The sequence below is a fragment of the Pseudoalteromonas sp. Scap06 genome (genome assembly GCF_013394165.1).
Classification (GTDB): Bacteria; Pseudomonadota; Gammaproteobacteria; order Enterobacterales; family Alteromonadaceae; genus Pseudoalteromonas.
The window spans coordinates 622570-645589 of the sequence record NZ_CP041330.1 but is presented as its reverse complement, the minus strand read 5'-3'; the positions used below and the strand labels follow the sequence as shown (position 1 = coordinate 645589).

At 38.4% G+C, this 23020-nt stretch carries 17 protein-coding genes; 6 read left to right on the top strand and 11 right to left on the bottom strand.

Annotation, left to right across the window (positions count from 1 at the left end; genetic code table 11):
* Positions 1-2: 2 nt before the first annotated feature.
* The 3 genes from FLM47_RS02950 to ribA all read right to left on the bottom strand — a co-directional run bounded on the left by FLM47_RS02950 (position 3) and on the right by ribA (position 2267).
* Positions 3-455 carry a regulatory protein RecX gene (locus FLM47_RS02950; RefSeq protein WP_138604929.1) on the bottom strand — a complete coding sequence of 151 codons (453 nt, stop codon included), beginning with the start codon at positions 453-455 and terminating at the stop codon, positions 3-5.
* Positions 455-1243 (bottom strand): BPSS1780 family membrane protein, encoded by a 789-nt coding sequence (locus FLM47_RS02945; RefSeq protein WP_138604928.1) that lies wholly within the window; start codon positions 1241-1243, stop codon positions 455-457. Before FLM47_RS02945 ends, FLM47_RS02950 begins: the two co-directional genes overlap by 1 nt.
* Positions 1244-1643: 400 nt before the next feature.
* Positions 1644-2267, bottom strand: a complete 624-nt coding sequence (gene ribA, locus FLM47_RS02940; RefSeq protein ID WP_010390804.1) for a GTP cyclohydrolase II — start codon at positions 2265-2267, stop codon at positions 1644-1646.
* A gap of 232 nt (positions 2268-2499) precedes the next feature.
* On the opposite strand from ribA, the gene FLM47_RS02935 reads away from it, so the two are divergent.
* On the top strand, positions 2500-3597 hold the full coding sequence (locus FLM47_RS02935; RefSeq protein ID WP_138608443.1) for a TonB family protein: 1098 nt from the start codon (positions 2500-2502) through the stop codon (positions 3595-3597).
* Positions 3598-3654: 57 nt separating this feature from the next.
* Here FLM47_RS02935 and FLM47_RS02930 read toward each other — a convergent pair whose 3' ends face one another.
* The 3 genes from FLM47_RS02930 to FLM47_RS02920 form a co-directional block, all read right to left on the bottom strand.
* Complete coding sequence (locus tag FLM47_RS02930) at positions 3655-4167, bottom strand: hypothetical protein (RefSeq protein WP_178955077.1); 513 nt, start codon at positions 4165-4167, stop codon at positions 3655-3657.
* A gap of 100 nt (positions 4168-4267) precedes the next feature.
* Positions 4268-4717: a low molecular weight protein-tyrosine-phosphatase gene (locus FLM47_RS02925; protein ID WP_138608447.1), complete on the bottom strand. Its 450-nt coding sequence runs from the start codon at positions 4715-4717 to the stop codon at positions 4268-4270.
* A 167-nt stretch (positions 4718-4884) separates the two neighbouring features.
* Positions 4885-5391 (bottom strand): DUF3087 domain-containing protein, encoded by a 507-nt coding sequence (locus FLM47_RS02920; protein WP_178955075.1) that lies wholly within the window; start codon positions 5389-5391, stop codon positions 4885-4887.
* A 214-nt stretch (positions 5392-5605) separates the two neighbouring features.
* On the opposite strand from FLM47_RS02920, the gene FLM47_RS02915 reads away from it, so the two are divergent.
* Together FLM47_RS02915 and FLM47_RS02910 are read left to right on the top strand one after the other, a co-directional pair.
* Positions 5606-6763: a hypothetical protein gene (locus FLM47_RS02915; RefSeq protein WP_178955073.1), complete on the top strand. Its 1158-nt coding sequence runs from the start codon at positions 5606-5608 to the stop codon at positions 6761-6763.
* 245 nt (positions 6764-7008) lie between these two features.
* Positions 7009-10260 (top strand): methyl-accepting chemotaxis protein, encoded by a 3252-nt coding sequence (locus FLM47_RS02910; protein ID WP_178955071.1) that lies wholly within the window; start codon positions 7009-7011, stop codon positions 10258-10260.
* Positions 10261-10352: 92 nt separating this feature from the next.
* Here FLM47_RS02910 and kynU read toward each other — a convergent pair whose 3' ends face one another.
* From kynU to FLM47_RS02895, 3 genes are all read right to left on the bottom strand, one after another.
* Positions 10353-11588 (bottom strand): kynureninase, encoded by a 1236-nt coding sequence (gene kynU / locus FLM47_RS02905; protein ID WP_178955069.1) that lies wholly within the window; start codon positions 11586-11588, stop codon positions 10353-10355.
* Positions 11589-11590: 2 nt separating this feature from the next.
* Positions 11591-12421: an alpha/beta hydrolase family protein gene (locus FLM47_RS02900; protein ID WP_372239235.1), complete on the bottom strand. Its 831-nt coding sequence runs from the start codon at positions 12419-12421 to the stop codon at positions 11591-11593.
* Positions 12422-12546: 125 nt separating this feature from the next.
* Positions 12547-13848, bottom strand: coding sequence for an amidohydrolase family protein (locus FLM47_RS02895; protein WP_178955067.1), 1302 nt, complete (start codon positions 13846-13848; stop codon positions 12547-12549).
* Positions 13849-14067: 219 nt separating this feature from the next.
* On the opposite strand from FLM47_RS02895, the gene FLM47_RS02890 reads away from it, so the two are divergent.
* Together FLM47_RS02890 and FLM47_RS02885 are read left to right on the top strand one after the other, a co-directional pair.
* On the top strand, positions 14068-15762 hold the full coding sequence (locus tag FLM47_RS02890) for a sensor domain-containing diguanylate cyclase (protein WP_178955065.1): 1695 nt from the start codon (positions 14068-14070) through the stop codon (positions 15760-15762).
* 214 nt (positions 15763-15976) lie between these two features.
* Positions 15977-18157, top strand: a complete 2181-nt coding sequence (locus FLM47_RS02885) for a response regulator (RefSeq protein WP_178955055.1) — start codon at positions 15977-15979, stop codon at positions 18155-18157.
* 92 nt (positions 18158-18249) lie between these two features.
* Here the strand turns inward: FLM47_RS02885 and FLM47_RS02880 are convergent, their stop codons facing one another.
* Positions 18250-21384 (bottom strand): efflux RND transporter permease subunit, encoded by a 3135-nt coding sequence (locus FLM47_RS02880; RefSeq protein ID WP_178955053.1) that lies wholly within the window; start codon positions 21382-21384, stop codon positions 18250-18252.
* Positions 21385-21405: 21 nt separating this feature from the next.
* Positions 21406-22518 carry an efflux RND transporter periplasmic adaptor subunit gene (locus tag FLM47_RS02875; protein ID WP_178955052.1) on the bottom strand — a complete coding sequence of 371 codons (1113 nt, stop codon included), beginning with the start codon at positions 22516-22518 and terminating at the stop codon, positions 21406-21408.
* A gap of 175 nt (positions 22519-22693) precedes the next feature.
* On the opposite strand from FLM47_RS02875, the gene FLM47_RS02870 reads away from it, so the two are divergent.
* A complete protein-coding gene (locus FLM47_RS02870; RefSeq protein ID WP_178955050.1) occupies positions 22694-23002 on the top strand; it encodes a hypothetical protein in 309 nt (102 codons plus the stop codon).
* Positions 23003-23020: the final 18 nt, after the last annotated feature.

The following is a 23020-nucleotide window of genomic DNA, read 5'->3' as shown; positions in this document are numbered from 1 at the left end:
ATTTACTGTGCTTGCATTGCAAAATTTATTTGATCATAGCTAAAACCTCGATACATTAAGTAGCGCACGCGCTTAGCTTTTTCTTTGTACTCGAGGTTTGCCGGTGTCGTTGAATATTTTTTGTTGTACGCTTCCTGCGCGAGCTCAAACCAATCTATTTCCAGCTCATCAACCACTGTTTCAAGCAGTGCTCTATCAATCCCTTTACTCATGGCTTCACTTTGAATTCGCTTTAAGCCATGGCATTTAAATATGTGTTTTCTTACAAACCCTTCACAGTAACGCTGCTCGTTAATAAAGTTGTGCTTTTCACACCAATCAAGCAGGTTTTCTATGAATTCATCGGTTGCTTCTCTTTGCTGTAACTTTTGAGTTAACTCTCGGCGCGAATACTCTTGCCTTCCTAGTAACCAAAGCACATAGTTTTTTAACTTTTGTTTTAATGTATCATCCATTAAGCGTCAAAGCGCCCGCTTTGCTCGCTACTTAAAGGCTTAATGTTACTGTCATCACTTGGTGGCACAACGGGCATAAAAATAGCCTGATAAGATACAAAGAAACTAATGTAGCAAATTGGCATTAAAATCAACAGCGGTAGTAGCGATAAGAACATCGACACCACCATTAATAATGCGCAAATAATACCATAAACACTTAATGGTAAAATATTATAATAAAACACCATAAACGAACTTTTTAAGGCATTTAAAATACGTTGCTCTTTATTAAAATAAACCAGCGGTACTGCGTAGGCAAACGAAGTAAAGTAAATTGAGAGCGCAATTAAAAACAATGCCACGTTTGCAAGCGAAATACTCTCAAGCATTTGGCTAACGGCGGTGTTTGGATCTAGGTCTGGCTGTGTCATAACCGCCATTGCATCAGCAAATAACCCATTGGCAAGCAGGGCAATTAAAATACCGGCCCCCATTTGATAAAGCGCTAAGCGAAATAAGCCTAACCGATTTCCTTTGGCTGAAAAGGGCTTCAAAATGTCGGCTAACATAATTTTTCCGCCCTGCTGCTTGGTAAGCACGGCTTGATAAAAACCAGCGGTTAAAAATGGTGTAGCCAATGCTGCAGCTATTTGTAATACCGGCAAAAATAACGACAACAAGCCAACAATGCCAATAAACAAATGCATAAAAATAAAAGTTAATGGCTGAGTTTTAAAAATTAGCCAACCCGCTTTAAACCATTTTAATGCCGCATCCGCTTTAAAAATTCGTAATTGTGTAGACATACTTGCTCTTAATTAAAACAAAACACGCCGAGTATAACTCGGCGCTGGTTGGTATTACATAGGTGGCGGCGATAAATGCCGTTAATATTAGGGTCTGCTGCCCTTTACGGATTAAAATTTGTTCAAACTAGGGGCGATTTAATCGCGGCGCGAGGTTTGTAACCTAGTGGGCTAAGTCAAAACCGAGCAAAGCTTCCGCGTCCTGCTCACGCCCCTTACCTACATCCATGTAGGCAACAAAGAGTAAATCGCCCCTAGGCAGAACCCTTCGGGCAGCGCCTGTTTGGCATTGATGCTGCGTTATCGCATATTTATGGGGAATAACCACACCACATAGGCTCTGCCTTGCCTAAATACCAAACAGACTGCTGAAAATTTAACCTTGAAAGGTCAACAGACCCTAAGGTTTTTTAATTTTCTTAATATCTAGCATGTGAGAGCCATGCTTAATCTTTGTCTCTAAATACGCTTTATTACCTGAAAGCCCAGCTTTAATGTGAGCATGAGTACCCACAACAGAATCAACTTCTATACCTGCATCTTTTAATGCATTGAGCTTTTTAGGGTTATTAGTCATTAATTTAACGTGCTTTAAATTAAGCGCATTGAGCATTAACACTGCATCTGAAAAGTCACGTAAGTCATCAGCAAAACCTAAATGGTTATTAGCTTCGTAAGTATTCATACCTTGTGATTGCAGTACATACGCATCAATTTTATTATATAAACCAATACCACGCCCTTCTTGGCGTAAATAAAGTAAAATACCGCCCTGCTCATGCATCATTTCAATACACTCGTTTAACTGCTCACCACAATCACAGCGTGACGAATGAAATACATCACCGGTTAAACATTCAGAATGCATACGAATAAGTGGGACACCTTGCTGGGTATCGGCGTTATTAAATACTAAAGCAACATGCTCTTGGCCATCTTTTAAGCCACTAAACGAGATAATTTCTGCAGGAATATCACTATTTTTGCCAACATTAAGCTGGACTCTTGCTCTTACTTGCGCCACGACCAATCCAAATATTAAAAAACTACGACACGATAAAGTGATAATATCACAAAAGTTCAAAATTGGATCGTAGTACACCCTAAGTAATGTCAAATATATTGCGACGACAGCGGCTATTTTCAATATGTAAGCATAAATATATTAGCAACGCATATTTACCTTGGTTTACCTAAAATGATGACATACACATAAGGATTTGCTAATTTACCACCGACAAATAATAGGGATCATTATGAAACTAAATAAACGTGTATTACTGATGGGCTTAAGTTTATCAGTACTGTGTTCCACCTCACAGGCAGAGCAAGTAACTACCTCTCAAGTAGAATTTAACAATGCTTATCAAAGTTACCTGGATGCGGTTAAAGCTGCAGACAATGTACAACAAACTGCCGAGCGTGCTTATACATTAGGTAAATCTGTTTACGGTGATAATTCAGATAACACCGCAAACTTAGCTATTAACTATGCAAAATCAATTAATGGCTATGGCAAAAAATGGATTGAAAAGCGTTTTTCACTTTACCAGCAAGCCTATACTATTTCTGTTAATAACCATGGTAAAAAATCGTTAGAAACCGTTGATTCTTTAGTTGGTATGGCTAATTTTGCGCCCTCAGCTCAAAAAGCGGATTATTATTTAGATCAAGTGATTGCAATAGCAAATACGCAAAACAAACCTAAATTTTTGGCTGACATGAAATTAGAAGCGGCAACCATATTAGCCAATAAATTCGGCTACGAAAAATACCATGAAGCTAAAAACTACTTAGAAGAAGCCGATGAGTACTATCAAGCTAACTTACCTGAAAACTCGGTTGAACGAATAAAAGCTGACTTTTTAATGGCGTCGTTTGCTGAGGGTAGAAAAAGATACACTCAAGCAATTGAACGACTTAATCGCGTAGTAAAGGTATTTGATGAAAACTTAAATTACGATCACACCGCCGAGCTTACCGCACATTCAAGATTAATTGGCTTGTATGAAAAACAAGGCAAAAGTGATGAAGCCACTAAACACTGTATCGCGATAGCTAAAATGGTGCCGTGGAAAGAAAGCCAAGAGCAAACACCACTATACCGCGTTGAACCTAAATACCCTAAAAACAAAGCGCGATTTAGCAAAGATGGCAGCGTAGTTATGGAGTTTGAAGTCAATGAATCTGGCTTTGTAAAAAATCTGCAAGTACTTAGCTCTGAGGGTGGCTTGGCCTTTGAAAAGTCGGCAGTAGAAGCATTAGAGCAATGGCGCTATGCCCCTAAATTTGAAAATGGAAAAGCGGTTGCAGCAACTTCTAAAGTACAGCTCGATTTTAAAGTAAAACGTTAACTAACTATAACAAGGCGCGATGAGCGCCTTTTGCTTCAATTGCTATTCTCAGAGCAGTTAAAATTCATAGCTTAAACTAATACCGCCATCCGCTCTTTTTTCGTTACTATCACTTGCTTTTCCGTAGCCTATATCTAATTCCAGTCTAAAACCGGAGTTGTTTAACCCATTAAAGTTATAGCTGTAAGTAAGCCCTACACCGTTAGTGGTTTCTTCATCAAAAATACCGCTAATTGCACAACCTATAATATTACCAAATTCACTTGCTATATCGTCATTTGTTGAACTTTCACACTTTTTATCAGTATCTCTTGCGCCAATAGCGCCCACAAGTGCACCAAAAGCATGCTTTTTATTATCACTTACTGCTTGTTCAAAACCTGCTGAAAATCCATCATCTAGGCCTAGTTTATAGTTTGCATACCAGCGCTGTGTGTTGTCGTTAGATGATAAAGACACTTCAGGAATAACTAAATAAGGATAGCCTCCCCCAACCGAAAAACTAATCTCGTTGGCAGCACTAGAGTAAGAAGCAATGGATAAAACGAGTAGTAATATTTTTGTTTTCATAAGTTCCCCTCTGAGTGAGCATAAAATGTACTTACTTTAGGGACGCAGTGCAATACGAAAAAAAGCTTGTTAAATTTAACTTTAATAATAAAAATAGGGATTAAATCTTAGCCAGTATGTTATCGCTGGCGGCCTCTATTAAATCAAGTACCTTTTCAAAGCCATCATCACCGCCATAGTAAGGATCGGGAATTGCGCTTTGTGCTTGCTCGCCATACTCTAAAAACAACGCAAGCTTGTACTGCAAATGTTCAGGGCAACGTGCGGTTAAATCCGACAGGTTTTGTTTATCGGCTGCTAAAATAAGGTCAAACTCGCTAAAATCACTACTACGCACCTTGCGCGAAAAAATACCTTTAAAACTATAACCGCGTTTTTCACCAGCCTGCATTGAGCGCCTATCTGGTTGATTACCTTCGTGATGACCAATAGTCCCTGCCGAGTCCACTAGCAGATCAATACCTAACTTTTTAGCGCGAGCTTTTAATACCGCCTCTGCGGTAGGTGAACGGCATATATTTCCCAAACACACTATTAGTACTCTTTTCACTTATGACTCCCAAGCTTTTGCAAAAAATCAGTAATAAACGTTATTTTAATGAGGCTAATAGTTTTTGCTAGCCTTCCAGTTGCTTAAGCACTAAACATACGTGTTTTTCATACGTAAGAAAAAAGCAGAAGGCCTTAGAGGGTTATGATTTTTGCAATCCCTATAACTTAAAACTGCTTTAAAATTGCATCATTGTAGTCATCAGCATTTAAGGTTAAGTTGAACTTGGCCGCAACGCTATCTAACTCGGCTTGTTTAATCGCTAAATCATCCATAGTGATGGTGTTATCGTCAAGCTGCCATAATAATCGTGAGCCCGCATAACTATATTGAATCGCCAATAATGCATCGGGGTTACCTTCTCGTCCCGCCGCTTTTAGCTTAGCCATTTTACGAGTGATTTTATTAAGCGCTTTTTTAAGCTCCCACACATACACCACCTCGGTCATAAAAGGATGTGTTCGGTATTTATTTAACAACCAGCCAATGCCAATACTCGTAACAATTACGCCTAATAAGTTCCAATGAAAATGACTACCACTTTCATCGGGAAATAATGCAATTAAGGTTTGTGAAATTGCTAAACTGCCCACAGCTAAACCTGCTGCACAGCCGACAATAACGCGATTTAAATGTTTACGATAACGTGCTTTATCTATTTGAATAAGTTGCATAGCTGCCTAAAAGTAAAAAACTAAAAAATACACAGCCCCATTGTAGCTAAACCCATCACAGAGTTAAGACTCTTTTTTAATAAAATACCCGTAGTTTTTGATTTAGCGCCTGTTTTATACTGCTTTCAACATAAAACCAACCAACGATTTTATTTGCACCCACTTATTAGGCATAGGATAGTAGGCAACAAATACGACTTAGTATAGGAACATCATGATAAAAACACTGATTGCCACAAGTTTAATATTTTCTTCTTTTAGTACTTTAGCCAATTTAAACACACCGCTAACCCCAGAAGAATTGCGAATTGAAAAAGCCAGCCAAGCGATGCCAGCCGTACTAAGCGCTTTTGCCAGCGAAGTTAATCAATTTGAGCAGCAGTTCAAGTCACTCTCAAGCTATGCACAAGCCGTAGATGCCGTTAATGACTACTCAAAACGATTATGGTTTAGTGCAAAAAAACGCATCACTACAACGCAAAACTTAGATGATCGCGCACTTTATTGGGCTCGCTTACAATCAAGTAAAATAATTCGTACCACAAAACCTGCATTTTCGCTGAGCACCGCGCAGCAAACAGTGTTATTAACGTTACTAGAAAACGGAAGCCGAGGTCGCACAGACCTAAGCTACTCACAAAACACCACTAAAAAGATACTACTAACTGGGTTTGACCCATTTTTACTTGATAGAAATATAAACCAAAGTAACCCATCGGGCGTAGCTGCGTTGCTTCTTGATGGCCAAGTAATAAACTATAAAGGGATTAGTGCTGAAATAAACACTGTAATGGTGCCTGTGCGATATGAAGACTTTGATCAGGGCATCATAGAGTCCTTACTTGCCCCTTATTACGCACTTAATAATGTGGATATGGTGGTTACCGTTAGTATGGGTAGTAAGGATTTTGATCTTGAGCGCTTTCCAGGTAAGCGCCGCAGTGTAACAGCCCCCGACAACGCCAATATAGTATATGGCGGTACCAAAACAGCGCCGCTCATTCCAAGCTTACACGACCGCCCATTACCCGGAACTGAGTTTGTAGAGTTTAGCTTACCTGTTAGCGCTATGCTAAAGGCAAAAGGCTCTTTTGCGATTAATGATAACCGCCATGTTATTACCCTCAAAAAAGACTTTGAGCCTAACAGTTTTGACGAATTAAAAGAGTCAACTGCAGTGCGCGGCGGTGGCGGTGGTTATTTATCTAACGAAATTTCGTATCGAAGTATTCGCCTTCGTAACCAGCTAAACTCAGATATCCCGACAGGGCATATTCACACCCCGCGAATTGCTCAGTTTGAACCCGAAACCGAAGCTAAAATAGTAAAACAAATTCAAACTATGTTAGAGCACAGTTTACTAGCGCTCTAACATAGCTTGCTTTTTCAACGTTAACATATCGATTAAATAACAAATGTAGGAGCGCTTAAATGCTCCTACGTTTTATTAAACTAAACCGCTAAAAGAGCATGCTGTAGTTGCATTAAAATTAAAAGTGCTCTGAATCCGCTTTGGCTATTTTATAATAAAAACTCATTACTTTAATTATTAACTAGATCTTCACAAATTGTGTTCTATGCTCATTTGAGGTAAATCCTTATTACAGGGACATAGTAATGAACACGATTAATCAATTTATTAACTCATTAAATTTAACAAAAAAACTTATCTCCGCCTTTTTAGTTGTTTCCCTAGTACCAATAACAATAATTATTGTTGTTGCAATTAATACAGCCTCAAACTCGATGACAGAACAGGTTTATTCACGATTAGACGCTGTGAGTGAAGTAAAACAAAGCGCTGTTAAACGCTATTTTATCAATATTGAAAAAAAGCTTAATGTGCTACAAGCAAATCCAGAAATGGCCAATATGGCGACAAAGTTTATAGAAGGATTTAATGATATTTCCCCTTCAAACTCATCAGAGTCTTTAAATCGCTTTTATAAAGAGTCTTTTACTCCAAAATTTAAACAGCTAAACCCGACAGATACAGTTTCATCATCCCCGTTAGAGCAAATGAATCCAAAAAGTATTGAGCTGCAGTCTCGTTATTTGGCTAATAACCCAAATCCAATTGGTGAAAAACAAAAACTAACTGCAACCGAGCAATCAGACTCTTACGAGCAAGTGCACCGCCAATATCACCCTTATTTACGAGATATGACCAATATAAATGAGTTCTACGATATTTTCATTATCGACCCAACAAATGGCAATATTGTTTACTCCGTTTATAAAGAAGTCGACTTTGCCACATCGCTACAAACAGGGCCCTATGCTAAAAGTAATTTAGCGAGTTTATTTCAACAATTAAAAGATAGCAGCAACCCACAAACAATTGCATTTGCAGATTATAAACAGTACTCCCCTTCATATAATGCCCCTGCGAGCTTTATAGGTAAGCCTATTGTTGTTGATGGTAAAACGATTGCTATTTTAGCCGCCCAATTATCGATTGAAGATATCAATTCAATCATGAAAGAGCGTGACGGATTGGGTGAAAGCGGAGAAACCTACCTTGTTGGTCCTGAAGGGTTAATGCGCTCTGACTCTTACATTGATCCGATAAATCACTCTGTAGAAAGCTCATTTAGAAATCCAAATAAAGGCACAGTGAATACCTTATCTGTAATCAAAGCATTAAAAAATGAGAAAGGGCAGCATGTGATAAGTGATTATAACAATGAGATGGTGCTGTCTGCATTTGCACCAGTAAATGTATTTAATATTCGCTGGGCCCTCATAGCAGAAATGGACGAACAAGAAGCTTTTGAGTCGATAACCACACTTTCTCAACAACTCATTATTATACTTTTAATCACTATTTTCATTGTTACTATTGCCGCATATTGGTTTGCGAGAACATTAACAAAACCAATACATGCCCTGGCTGATACGATGAAAAAAGTTGAACAACAAGGTGACTTTTCATTACGAGCAACTGTCTATTCAAGCGATGAGATAGGCGTAAGTACTCAAGCATTTAACACTCTTCTTGATGCTCTGCAGTTATCTATTAGTGAAACAAATCGTGTTATGAATCATATGGCTGCGGGTAAATTTGATCAACGTATTGAAGCACCATGTCGAGGAGAGTTAGATACGTTAAAACAAGCAACCAACGATTGTGCGAGTTCACTAAACGGTGCAATAAACGAGTTAAATAACATTGCGATTGCTATGGCTGATGGTCAATTTGATATTCAAATTAATGCCTCAATGTCAGGCGAGTTAGGCACCTTAAAAAGTAATATTAACCAATCGCTTTCCTCAATAAATAACACAATGAATAGTATCGTAGATATTATGGCTAACGTAGAGCAAGGTAACTTTAAAGAGCAAATTACTTACCCTGCTAAAGGAAAGCTTGCCCAGCTAAAAGACAGCGTGAATAACTCAGTAAATAGCTTAAGCATTGCCATAGATGGTATTAGTGACGTTATGAGTGCATTACGACAAGGCCAGTTTTCAGCGCAATTAGACGCCCCATTAGCTGGACAACTTAATACCTTAAAACAAGATATTAATTCCAGCATGGCTAATTTAAATAATGTAATGAATGAAATAGGTGAAGTCATGACCTTTGTTAGTAAGGGTGACTTTAAAAAAATGATAAAAGGTGAAGCCAGCGGTCAATTGGAGCAGTTGAAAAGTAATATTAATACATCAATCACGGCTATTGATAATGCTTTAACTGAAATTTCATCAGTCATGCTAGCAATTAGTCAGGGGCGTTTTGATCATACTATTTCATCAACCATGACTGGCCAACTAAACAGTTTAAAAATAGATATAAACCAATCAGTTACTAATCTAGAACACGTCATAAATGATCTCAATCAAGTAATGGCTGCAATGGCAAACGGCGATTTTTCTCATCAATTAAAACAGCCACTACAGGGCCAATTAGAAGATTTAAAAAATAATGTTAATGAGTCTACCTCATTAGTTTCACTGGCTATAAATGAAGTAAGTAGCGTTTTATCAAACTTAGCTAAAGGTGACCTTACCAAAAATATAGAAGGGCAATATCAAGGCGTATTCAATACCCTGAAAAGCGACACAAACGCGACTATCGATAAATTAACCAATGTCATTCAAGAGATTCAAGTGTCAGCGAGCCAGGTTATGCAAAATGCAGGCGAAATAGCTTCAAGCAATACTGAAATAAGTAAACGCACAGAAGAGCAAGCTGCCAACCTTGAAGAGGCAAGCTCAAGTACTGAGCAAATGCTAGATGAGCTAACTAAAGTATCTGAACAATCAAAAAGTGCCGTGGCATTAGCAAGCAATGCTGAGGAAATTGCAGAAGAAGGAAATCAATTATCAATACAGACTGTTAGCGCGATTGATGAAGTGAATGAAGCCAGTAAAGACATAAACGAAATACTTACGGTTATTGACAACCTGGCTTTTCAAACAAACTTACTATCACTTAATGCCGCCGTAGAAGCTGCTAGGGCTGGCGACCACGGAAGGGGCTTTGCTGTAGTCGCTAATGAAGTGGGTGATTTAGCTGGACGTAGTGCTAAATCTGCGAAGCAGATAAAAAGTATTATTGTAAATAGTAATCAAAAAGTAGCGCTTGGGACTGAATTAGCAGACACCTCAGGAAAAAAACTAAAACACATAATGCAAGCTGTTAGCGATGTTAGTAAAAATATAATACATATAGCGCATTCTACCTCCGCACAGGAGCAAGCAATTAAAGAGGTCAATCTTGTTGTACAACGTTTAACGGGGCTAACTCAGGCAAACTCAGCTATTACAGAAGAAACAATGGCAGCAGCACGACAAATGGCAGAACAAGCAACCGAGATGAGAGTGCAACTCAATTACTTTAATCTAAAAAAAGAGCAACAATAGAATAAATGCGCTGCCAGTTATCCTGCTAGCGCAACGCACTTTTTAACTTGAGAAACTCAATGAGCCATTGTTAGTTATATACAATTATAAAATTACGTCACTTTACCCGCTAAATTAAAACGTGGCTGGGTATATAGCTGGGTTTTAACCACCTCAGCTAAAATAGCCACTGCCTGCCAAATCTCTTCAAACGAAGTATAAAGTGGCGTAAAACCAAAGCGTAGAATATTAGGTGCACGAAAATCAGCAATAACCCCTTTTTCAATTAACGCTTGGCATATAGCAAATGCGTCGGTATGTGAAAATGCTAGTTGGCTACCTCTTTGGCTCGAATTTTCAGTGGAACATAAGCGCAAATCACTTAAGCATGAATGTGTTTTTACTAATTTAATAAATACGTCAGCAAGTGCAATCGACTTTTCTCTTATTTGTGAAATATCTACATCTTGCCATACATCAAGCGCAGCATCTAAAGCACTCATAGCAATTACACTGGGTGTACCACATAAATACTGATTTATATTGTTAGCACGTTGATATTTTGCATCAAAAGCAAATGGTTTTGCATGACCCATCCAGCCTGATAAGGGGTGTTTTACAGCAGCTTGGTGGCGTTTTGCTACATATAAAAACGCAGGCGAACCAGGACCGCCATTTAAGTATTTATAGCCACAACCAACAGCAAAATCAGCATTACAGTCATCAAGTTCAACCGGTATAGCACCTGCACTATGAGCTAAATCCCATATCACCAAAATGCCTTTTTCATGAGCTAGCTGGGTGATTTTTTGCATATCTAACAATTTACCGGTTCTAAAATTCACCTGTGTTAACAGTAATACTGCCACTGTATCATTTAGGCTTTGTTCAATATCTTGCTCTGCGACGAGTTTTAGCTGACATAAGTCGGGGCCTAATAATTCACTTAACCCTTGTACCATGTATAAGTCAGTAGGAAAGTTATCCTCGGTAGATAACACCACGTTACGCTCAGAGTTTAACGATAGCGCACTACTTAATAGTTTAAATAAATTAACCGAAATAGAATCACAACAAATAACTTGGCCTTTGTCGGCGCCAATAATAGGCGCTATTTTCTCCCCTACCTGAGTAGGTAAATCAATCCATTGGTGATCATTCCAACTTCTAATTAGGTGACTACCCCATTGCTGGCTTACCACCTCTGCTACGCGCGGTTTTACTGCTTTAGGCAGAGCACCTAACGAATTACCATCGAGATAAATAGTGTCTGCGGGTAAATCAAATTCGTTACGTTTGTGAGCCAGCGTATCCGCTTTATCAAGCGCTATAATCTCATTAAAATTCATTGTTACATCTCATTCAAATTTTGTATTAGTGTATTAAATGCAGCTGATCCCGGATGGATCCAATCAAAATGCCCCACGCCTTCTAACATGACAACTGGACGTTTAAGCTGTTCTAAATTAAAAGCAGGCACGATGGCATCTTGGTCACCTTGTAATATAATGCTTTGCGGATGAAGTGGCTGATCACTCGGGTTAGCTTGCGTGTATGCCTTAGGTTTATCAGTTGGCATGCCTTGCATAAAATCCTTTGTCACTTTTTGACAACTATTATCACCGCGTGCATACGCTTTTATATCAGTAATAGGGGCTAAGGCAATAACCCCTTTAAGCTGATCAATTTCACCACCAGCAAGCAGAGCTAAATGCCCACCAGCTGAGTGTCCTACCACAACCGAGTCAGCTAAATTAAACTCGCCATTGTTATATTTACTTACCGCTAAAATTCCGGCTTTTACATCATTAAACGTTGCAGGCCAGCCACCACCGCTTGCGCCGCTTCTTCTATACTCTAAAGACCATACGTTAAAACCAGCTTGTGCAAGCCCAGTACTTAACGCGTAGGTATGTTTAATATCGTATGCACTTAGCCAACAACCACCATGAAGTAAAATAACTAACGGGTTTTGCGGCTGTATTTTTTTTGCGCGCCAGAGTAATGCGTACTGTGACTCATCACTGCCGTAGGCTACTTTTTCATCAGCTGAGTTAAATCCAAGCGAAGCAACACTTGCGTATGCAACATTATTATCTACATCAGGAAAGTTAACTTGCAGCGCGGTGGCATTAACCAAAAAAGGCCATACAACTAAAAATAAAACTACTAAGCATTTCAAAATAAAATACTTCCTTTTTTAACCTTAAAAGCGATATAACTAAAAACGCTGGCAGTCGTTTACAAATTTTTTTATACGACTTACCAGGGCTATTACGTCATTATTAATAAAATAAATAGAATGATTTATTGTTGTTTAAAAACCGTGCCTTCTTTCATAACAAAATCAACATCCAATAAAGCGCTAATATCGCTAAGTGGGCTGGTGTCTAAGGCAATAATATCAGCAAACTTACCAGGCTCTATGGTGCCTAAGCTATGATTCATATCAATCAAATCAGCCGCGTTAACCGTTGCCGACTTTAAGATATCAGCAGGAGTCATACCTGCTTGGTACATCAATACCGCTTCTTGTGCGTTAATGCCGTGCTTAGATACGCCACTGTCGGTACCAAATGCAATGTTTACCCCGGACTTATATGCCTTAGTAAAATTGTTGAGCATATCGCCCCCCACCCTAATTGCTTTGCTTTTAATTGGCGCAGACATAAAGTCACTGTTTTTTGCTAACCTAACTACGGTGTGCCCAGCAAGCAAAGTAGGGACTAAATAAGCCCCTGTTTCTTTAAATAATTTAATGCCTTCATCATCTGTGTAACTACCGTGCTCAATGCTATCAACGCCCGCACGTAATGCTGCATTAATACCTTGAGCGGCATGCGCATGACTAGCTACTTTTCGCCCTAAACCATGCGCTGTATCAACTACAGCTTTAAGTTCATCGTCTTGCATTTGCTGCCCTGTGCCCGTAGTAGTATCCGAAAGCACGCCACCGGTAGAAGCAACTTTAATTAAATCAGCCCCGTATTTAATTGCATAGCGAGTTTTTTTGCGGCATTCAATAGCGCCATCACACACTGTGGGCGGTGTTTTCATAGTGAGTAAGTCTGGGCTCATACCATCAACATCTAAGTGCCCGCCGGTAATAGTAACGCCAGCACCAGCAATAATTCGAGGGCCACTTATCCACCCTTTGGCCACCCCATTTCTTAATGCGTACATTTGCTCACTTTGACTGCCCACATCACGCACTGTAGTAAAACCCGCCATAAGGGTTTTGTTAGCAAAATGCACACTGCGCATTGCTATATCTGCATCAGACATTTCCACCAGCTCTTTTTTGTTATCTGGCCCAAGCTCACCTTGTAAATGCACATGCATATCCATGAGCCCAGGCATAACAAAGCGGGTCGATAAATCGATTAACTGAGCATTTTCACCAAAACGGTTGATAGGTAAAAAACCCGCTGATACCGAAACTATTTTGCCATTTTCTATTACTATAGTTTGTTTTTGTTGTGGTTTTTCTCCGGGAATAGCCAATAACTCTCCTGCATGAATTATTTTAGTACTCGCATGTGCATTAGTAGCAACGATGTTAACTGCGAAAAAAAACGAGGTAACAACACTCAATCGAAATATGCTCATTAAACTCTCCAGTAATTCGTTCTGCGTTAACAACAACGAAATAACGTTAAAATATTGTTATACAACCAATACCTTATCAGGAAAGTGATAAAAACAAACCTGAAATACATTTTTAGTAAGAATTCTGCTAACTATTAACACTGTCTTAGACTGAAAAAATAAAAGAAGGTGTCTATACTCAACCTTATTGTTGTAATACTTTTCATATGTAGGGAGCTTATGGATATTAAAGACATAAATATTGCGCTGCTAGAAAAGTGTAATTTTCTTTTAATGGTATTTGATAATAATAATCAGCTTAGTTATCTTTCTCAAAGGTGGTCAGAGCTTAATGTTGCAGCTAAAAAAGTACCCACCATTGAAAGCCTTTATGGCTGTTGTACTACTGAAAGCAAAGATCTATTACAACAACAAATTCTCGCACTAAAATCGCAACATAATGAGTTAGACCAATTTGATATTGAACTAACATTAGCAACCGATTACTCCATTAAACTAAATTGTTGCTTACACAGTGTGCAGCAAAACCAACACCAATATATAGTTTTAGTTTTTAATCAGCATTTTGCCCAAGTGTCGTCTGTTATTAGCAATAACGAATTACAAACCATCATAGAAAATGCCGGCGAAGTATTAAAGGTAGGCTATTGGCAGTTCGACTGTATAACTAACCAATTATTTTGGACCGATGAAATTTACACCATTCATGGTGTTTCACCGAGTAACTATTCCCCTCAACTAGATACTGCAATAAATTTTTATCATGAAGATGACAAATCCAAAATAACAGATGCGATCGAGCAAGCTCTTGCATGCGGACAAGAATGGAGCTGTATAAAGCTTCGTGTTGTAGATGACGATCTACAAGAGCGCACTGTTATATCAAGCGGCAATGTATCGAGAGATTTAAACGGTGAAATCACTAAGTTATATGGCATTTTCCAAGACATATCAGGGAATGAAAAAATAGCTCTGGAGCGGGATTTTTTAGTTACTGCACTCAAAGAAACCACTGTAGGAATGGTGATTGCCGATAAAGACAAGCGTGTTATTTGGGTAAATGGCTCATTTGAAAGAATTACGGGCTACCCACTGAATAAAGTAGAAGGTAAAAAGCTTGGCTCCATTTTACAAGGTGAAAAAACTGACGCCAACACAATAGAGCAACTTAAAATTCATCTTAAAAAAGGCATCCCTATAACCACCCGAATTTTAAACTATACGCAAAATGGTGACCCTTATTGGAATGAACTGGCCATATCACCCATTTTTAGAGACGGCAAAGTGGCTTATTACTTTGCTGTACAAAACGACGTAACCAAAGAAATAAACATAGAGCATAAACTGATAGCCCTCAATACCAGTTTAGAGCAACGTATTCAGGCGCGTACTCAAGAACTCTCTTCACTTAATAAAGAGCTAGAAAAGCAAGCCAATATAGACCCACTTACAGGCTGTTTAAATAGACGAACTTTATACAGAACACTCAGCGATGAACTATTAAAAACGCAAAATAAAAACACCTATATTTCATTATTAATGCTCGACATAGACCATTTTAAAGCAATAAATGATAATTATGGCCACGAAGCTGGCGATTTAAGCTTAAAAGAGCTTACCAACACATTACGCGCTTTAACCAGAAAGCACGATTTTGTATTTCGCCTGGGCGGTGAAGAGTTTTTAATTATTATGCCCAATACAAACAAAGCAGAAGCTAAGCAAGCCGCTGAGCGAATTAAAAACACGATTAATCAACATAAAGTTTTCTATCGCAATAAAAATATTAGCTTTACGGTAAGTATTGGGCTGCTTACCCATGATGGCTCTATCAGCCTACAAAACAGCTTAAAATACGTTGATGACTATTTATACGAAGCAAAAACGAAAGGCCGTAATAGGATTGTTGATTGAGCAATTTAAAATCAATTGGTAAAAACTTAACTAGTCATATAAGCTAACTACTTGAGCATAATAATTTAAATGTATTTAGCTAAATTTGAGTTCGTAAATAAATACACTTTAGGCAAAAATATTAAACGCGTACTTTTTTATTTTACGTCAGCTAGTCCGCTATTATTTTTATTCGATTATCTAGTGTTAATCACATCAAAAACAAGGTTGCATAATGATAAAAGCGTCAACACCTGAAGATGAACTATCACGGCTAAAAGACCTATATGAGTATGACGTTTTAGACACTGAAGCTGAAAAATCCTTTGACGACTTAACCCAACTTGCATCTGATATTTGCGAAACGCCAATTTCACTGATAAGCCTTGTTGATCCCAACAGGCAATGGTTTAAGTCTAAGTATGGAATTGATGTAGCCGAAACAGCACGAGATATATCATTTTGTTCTCACGCAATTTTAGAAAACCAAGTGTTCGAAGTTCAAAATGCACTGACAGACACTCGCTTTCACGATAACCCCTTGGTTACAAACGACCCAAACATTCGCTTTTACGCAGGTACACCACTTATCACTCCTAGAGGTAATGCTATAGGTACGTTATGTGTTATTAGTGATAAACCAAAAAAGCTTTCGAGCAAACAAATAAATGCGCTCACGGTTTTGGGCAAAGAGGTTATTGCGCAACTAGAGCTTAGGCTTAATAATAAAAAGCTGTCTATGGCATTAGAAAAACAAAAAGCACACAATAAAGAACTAGAAAAGTTAAAAGAAGAAGCAGATACGGCCAATAACACTAAGAGTAAATTTTTAGCAAATATGACTCACGAGCTGAGAACCCCATTGCATGGGATTTTAAATTTAGCTGAATTTGGTATGACCGAAACCACAACAGAGGAAAAAGACAGCACTTTAAAAAGTATATTAAAGTCAGCTCATTACTTATCAAATATTGTAAATGACATTTTAGACTTTTCTAAAATTGAGGCTGGTAAATTAGAAATTGAACATATCGACTTCGATCTTAATGACGTTATTAGCGATGTGATAAAGCCCCAGTTACAGCAAGCGTCTACTAAAGGTATAAAGCTTATTACATCGGTAGACTCTAAAATAGCAGATAATTTTAAAGGGGATCCTCTTCGGGTTTCGCAAATTTTAAATAACTTGTGCTCAAATGCGATTAAATTCACCAAAACTGGTCAAGTCGAACTGAAAGTAAGTATTAAAAGCAGTACATTGCAAACACAAGTACTCAAGTTTGAAGTTATTGATACAGGCCTTGGCATTAATGAGACTGTTCAAGAACATTTATTTAAAGAATTTCATCAGGCAGACTCATCGACCTCAAGAGAATATGGGGGTACAGGTTTAGGCTTATCAATTTGTGTTCGTTTAAGTGAGCTAATGCAGGGGCACCTTAGCTTCACCAGCCAAATAGGTAAAGGCTCTACGTTCACCTATGAGCAACGCTTTGAGATTGTTTTGTCACCAATAATAGCAAAGCAAAGCGTTGAGCTAACAAACTTACAAGGTTGTACTGTCTTAATTGCCGAAGATAATAAAATAAATCAGCTCATTATTGTTAAAATGCTCAAGGTACATAATGCTGATTTAATAATCGCAGAGAACGGTAAAGAATGCGTTAAGTACTTCAAAGAACACCCTGTAGACTTAATTTTCATGGATATACAAATGCCTGAAATAGATGGAATAAAAGCCACACAGGCTATTAGATCGCTTCCTACAGGTAAAATCGTTCCAATTATCGCTATGACAGCAAATACCCTAAAACAAGACATTGAGCATTATTTAGATATTGGCATGGATGGCTACTTAACAAAACCGTTCGATAAAGCTAAGCTCAACAGCTTACTCAATGTTTATAATCCTAAAAACCTCAACCTCAAAAACTTAGCAGTAAAAATTAGCGATCCTAATGTTTCTAGTAACAGGAAGCTAAACCAAATATGCAAAGAGTTAAAAGCGCTTATTCCTAATGCCAATCGAGTCAGTCTGTGGTTATTTAATAAAGAATACAGCGCATTAAGTTGCTTAATTTGTCTTGATGAAAATGATGACGTGTCAAGTGGTGCTGTTTTAAATACAGAAAACTCCCCTGCTTATTTCAACTATATTTTAACCAACCAAGTACTCGACGCCTCAGACGCCAGAAATAACGAAGTAACCGAGTCGTTTACTCACTCTTACTTTGAGCCACTCAATATTTATTCTTTACTTGATTACACTTATAAACTTGATAACAAGCCGTTAGGTGTCATTTGTTGTGAAAGTGTAGACTCAAAGGTAACTTGGAGTCATGCTGATAAAGAGTCATTAGTAAAAGTTGCTGATGTCACGAACTTGTTTTTATCTAAACAAATAAAGCATGAGTAAAACAGGCCTACTTAGTGGCTAAAATTGCCACCTAATAGGCTTAAAATTATTATAAAATCTCAATCTTGGGTCTGCTCTAACTCACGCTGAGTTTATTTTTTATCTGCTTTAACCGGCTTTATTTTAAAGAAAAAAGTATACACAACCGGAACAAACCCTAATGTTAAAATTGTTCCCATAGCAAGACCAAACGCAATCGTGCTTGCTTGACCATAAAATAAAACATCTTTAGATAAAATAAGTGGCATTAAGCCTATTATCGTTGTGCAAGTAGACATCAAAATAGGTCGTAAACGCCTTAAAGAGGCATTGATTACCGCCTCAAAGTTTTGTTGATTAGACTGCTCTGTGGTTTGTTGCTCTAAGCACTCTATCTGTTTACGTTCAATATTTATTCGATCTATCAGAATCACCGCATTATTAATGATAATACCGGCAAGCGCATATAAACCTAAAATAACCATAAACCCAAAGTTTGCTTGCATAACCAACAAACCAAAAGCAGCACCAATGATAATTAGGGGTACGGTTAAAAATACAATACTAGTGGCACGATAAGAGCGAAATTGCGCAATGATAATAAACACCATAATGGCAATACACAGCGGTAAATTAGCTAAAATTGCAGCTTGCGATTCCGCGGAGTCTCCGACTACACCGTCATATTCTATTTCATAACCAGGTGGTAATTTCTCTCGTATTTTATCAAGCTTCTCTTCAAGTAAGGGCACCATACTTTGCGCCGACATAATTTGATTTTTAGCTTGTACTGTTACAGTACGAAATAAATTTTCACGAGCAATGCGGGCAAACTGAGTCTCATAGCGAATATCAGCCACTTGCATTAAAGGAACACTGACGCCTTTAGCAGAAGAATAAATACTAACACTGTTGATTCGATCTAAATCGTATCGCTCACTGTCTTGCGCCCTTAATACAATAGGGAATATATCATCACCTTCACGAAACTCGGATATTATGCGTCCAGAAAAATAGGTTTCTAACGCTTGGGCAACATCATTTGAGCTAATTCCGGCACGACGAGCATTTTGCTGATTAACCTCAAGTTTAAGTGTCGTAATGCGGTTTTCCCAATCGCTTTTAATATCAAACGTGCCATCTACATTTCGCAACAAAGTTTTAATTTCATCGCTAACAGAATAAATATAATCACTATCAGGACCTTTAACTTGAATCTCTATTAGTGAAGAATCAGATGGCCCTAAGAACATTTTCGTAACACGCCCCATCACACCAGGGAAATCTTGAGCAAACATCTCTCGCACTCTCTTTAATGTAGGATCGGCGAACTTTCGTTCACCTACATCAATCATAAAAAATGCTTTTGAAGGTTCGGGGTCGATAGGTGTAAGTGATAAAACAAACCGAGGACCACCAAATCCAGCATAGGCCGCATATTTTTCAATATGTGGAAAGTGTTCTTTATCATCCAAGTTTTTTGAAATAGCCTGCACCGTTGCGTCAGTTTTACGCATTGAAGTACCCGCTGGCATATCAAGGTACACTAAAATTTGTGCTCGGTCAGAATCTGGAAAAAACTTTGCAGGTACTAGACTCATAGCCCAGCCCCCTGCCAAAAATAGCCCCAAAATAACAACAACAAACGCAATACGCGCACGCATAATTTGTCGTAATGCTTTTTCGTAAAGCGGGGTGAGGCTATCAAAAAAACGATTAATTTTACGGCGAATAATATTTTGCTTTTCCCTCGTTTCTTTTTTAACGAAGCGATGACATAAATAAGTAGTAAATGTCAGGCTTAGCGCCCAAGAAGTAAGTAATGCAATTAGCACCACCAAGGAGATCGAGCGCGTATATTCACCGGCACTACTTTGTGCCAACATAAGGGGTAAAAACACAAGAATAGTTGTTAATGATGAAGTTAAAGACGGTATCGCAAGAGTGCCTGAAGTGTTACGAATAGCATCATCACGCGTTTCGCCATCTTCGATACGCTTTTTAAAATCTTCAGCCATTATTATGCCATCATCAACCAAAAGACCAAGCGCAATAATTAAAGTAGCTAGCGACATACGCTCTAATGGAATACCCATAAAGTTCATAACTGAAAGCGTGATTAAAATCGCTGCTGGCACAATCGAGCCCACAATCAGACCAGTGCGTAAGCCTAAAAACATCACTACCACAACTGATACTATAACGATGGTTTGCAAAACACTAAAAGTCACACCAAATACTGCATCTTCAACCACACCGGCTTGGCGCGTAATATTTTTTAATTGATAGCCTGCAGGAATAGTTTGATTAATTTGCGCTATCATCGCTTCTATTTTAGGAGTGAACTTAAGCACATCCGCTTGTTCATCCTTAGATATGGCAAAAATAATGGCTTGGCGATTATTGTAATAACTTGTTCTTGATGGGGGATCGACCACTTTACGGCTTATTTTAGCAATATCGCGCAGCAATATTGTTTCAGGCTGGTTAGGCACACTGATAAGTGTATTTCTAATATCGGCAAGGTTTTGGTAATTTCCTGAAGGTTGAATAATAAAGTTTTTGCCATTGGCGTCAATAACCCCACTAGGGCGTATAATATTTTGGTTTTTTAAAGCACCAATTAATTGGTCAGGTGCAATACCCAGTTGAGCGAGCTTAGCATTTTCAATTTCTATAAAAATACGCTCTTGTTGAATGCCCAAAATATCAATTTTTTTAGTGCCCTCAACTTGATGCAGCATATCAGCAATGTGTTGCGCCACATCTTGGCGATCGCCCATACTGTAGGCAGGATCAGCAATAAGTGCCACTGTTAATACGGCAACATCACCAAAATCATCGTTTACTACATAAGGCAATGTCCCATTGGGTAAGTCATCACGCACTGCGTTTATTTGATCGCGCAGTTTATCCCATTGTTGATCAAACTCACTTTGCTCAACACTTTGCTTAAGCTCAGCGTGAATAATAGAACGACCAGGGATAGATACTGAGCGAATTTCGGCAATACTGGGCATTTCACGAATAGCTTCTTCGAGTGTTTTAGTGATCAACAACTCTACTTTTTTTGCGCTCACCCCCGGATAAGCGGTTGTGACAACAGCTTCACGAATTTTTATTTTAGGATCTTCTTGCTTTGGTAGTTGATAATAACTAAAGGCGCCAAATAACATAAGGCCAAAAACAATAGCTAACATAAGGCGATTATGATCAAGAGCAAGCTCTGAAATAGTAGGGATCTTCATCGTTTAAATCTCCGTAGCGGGTTATGGATTAAGGCGCTTAATTTCGCCTTCGATAAGCGTTACTTTTTGCCCATCGTGTAAAAAAGCCATTCCCGCGTTAACAATTTGTTCCCCCTCTTTTAAATCTCCTTTAATTTGCGCTTTTTGCGCAAAAAATTTCATTACATCCACTGTTGTTTTTTGTAAAACGTAGCCAGCTGGTTGTGAGTCAGCTTGCGCTGTTGTTATCAGTTTAAAAACAAAGTGTTGGTTATTTTCTTTTGCCATGATTGCACTTACAGGCACCATAAAACCATCGCTTTCTCCCTGCTGTTGTTTAAATTGCACTTCTGCACTCATACCCGTTCTGATACCTGCGATATCATTAGCTGAGATTTTTAAAATAATAGGAAAAGCATTCGCTCCTTGAGCAGCTGAGCCAATTTCTTTAATTTTGGCATTCAACGATTTATCTAAAGCTGAAATAGTTACCTTTGCCGGTTTATCAATAGTTAACGAGGAGAGAAGCCCTTCAGGCGCAAGCGCTGAGACTTCAAAACTTTCTTTACCTTGGATTAAAAGTGCCGAGATATTAGGGCTGACTTGTTGCGAAGGTTCAATATTACGTTTTGAGATAGTCCCAGCATAGGGCGCAATTAGCGTGGTATCTTTTAACTCTTCTCTTGCCATCGCTAGTCGCACTTGAGCAATATCGACTTTATCCTTGGCGCTCTCATATTGCGACTTTGCTAAATCGTATTGCGCGCCAGACACCGCACCATCATCAACCAGTGACGCTTTACGTTCAAAATCCTGCTTAACATTTAGCATCGTAGCCTTTGCATTAGAGGCCTGTCCTTTGGCCTCTTGCACTGCCAATAAATATTTTGTTTGTTCCAGCCTAGCTAACGGCTCACCTTCTTTAAAAGACTCACCAATTTCAAAAAAAACGTCTTCGACCTTTCCGCTAACCTCAAATGTTAAAGTGGCTGTGTTAGCAGGTTGGATAACACCTGATAAAATACGACTATCAAACGATTTAGTTTTATTTAACTCAATGGCAGAAACAGGTTTTAATTTTTGCTCAGAAACTTGCTCTTCAGAGCACCCTGACAACATAAAAATAATAACTAAAAAAACAACTATATGATTCATAATTTCCCTTGATAAATAGTGTATTCAAACCGATTGAACTACTAAACTAACCACAACCAGTCTTCACTATGAGCCATCTAATTTAAAGTATGGCTAAGATTGTTATCACCCTGAAAGCTTGGGTATAATGTATTATTCCGGCTGTATTCTTAGCCTCTAAATTGGATCTTCTCCCATGAAAAAACTATCTGCTGTGCAAGTTAAACAACAAGCACTCGTCCTCAATGTTGCTGACAAAATAGAAGAGCAAGGCCGTGCTGAAATTCCAGGTATGCTGCAGTGCTGGTTTGATGTGGAATATCATTTATTTCCGGGCTCTTTACTAATGTGTTTTCAGTTTGAAAACCAACAGGCACTAACTTCGGCAAAGCCTGAGTTATTAAAATGGCAAAAGCGCTTAAGCGGTGCCATGCTAAAAAAAGGCGTAATTTTAAAAGATATGCGTAAACATTTAGTATTTACCTTAAAAGGACCAGACGACTAAACCACTTATTTTGTAAGC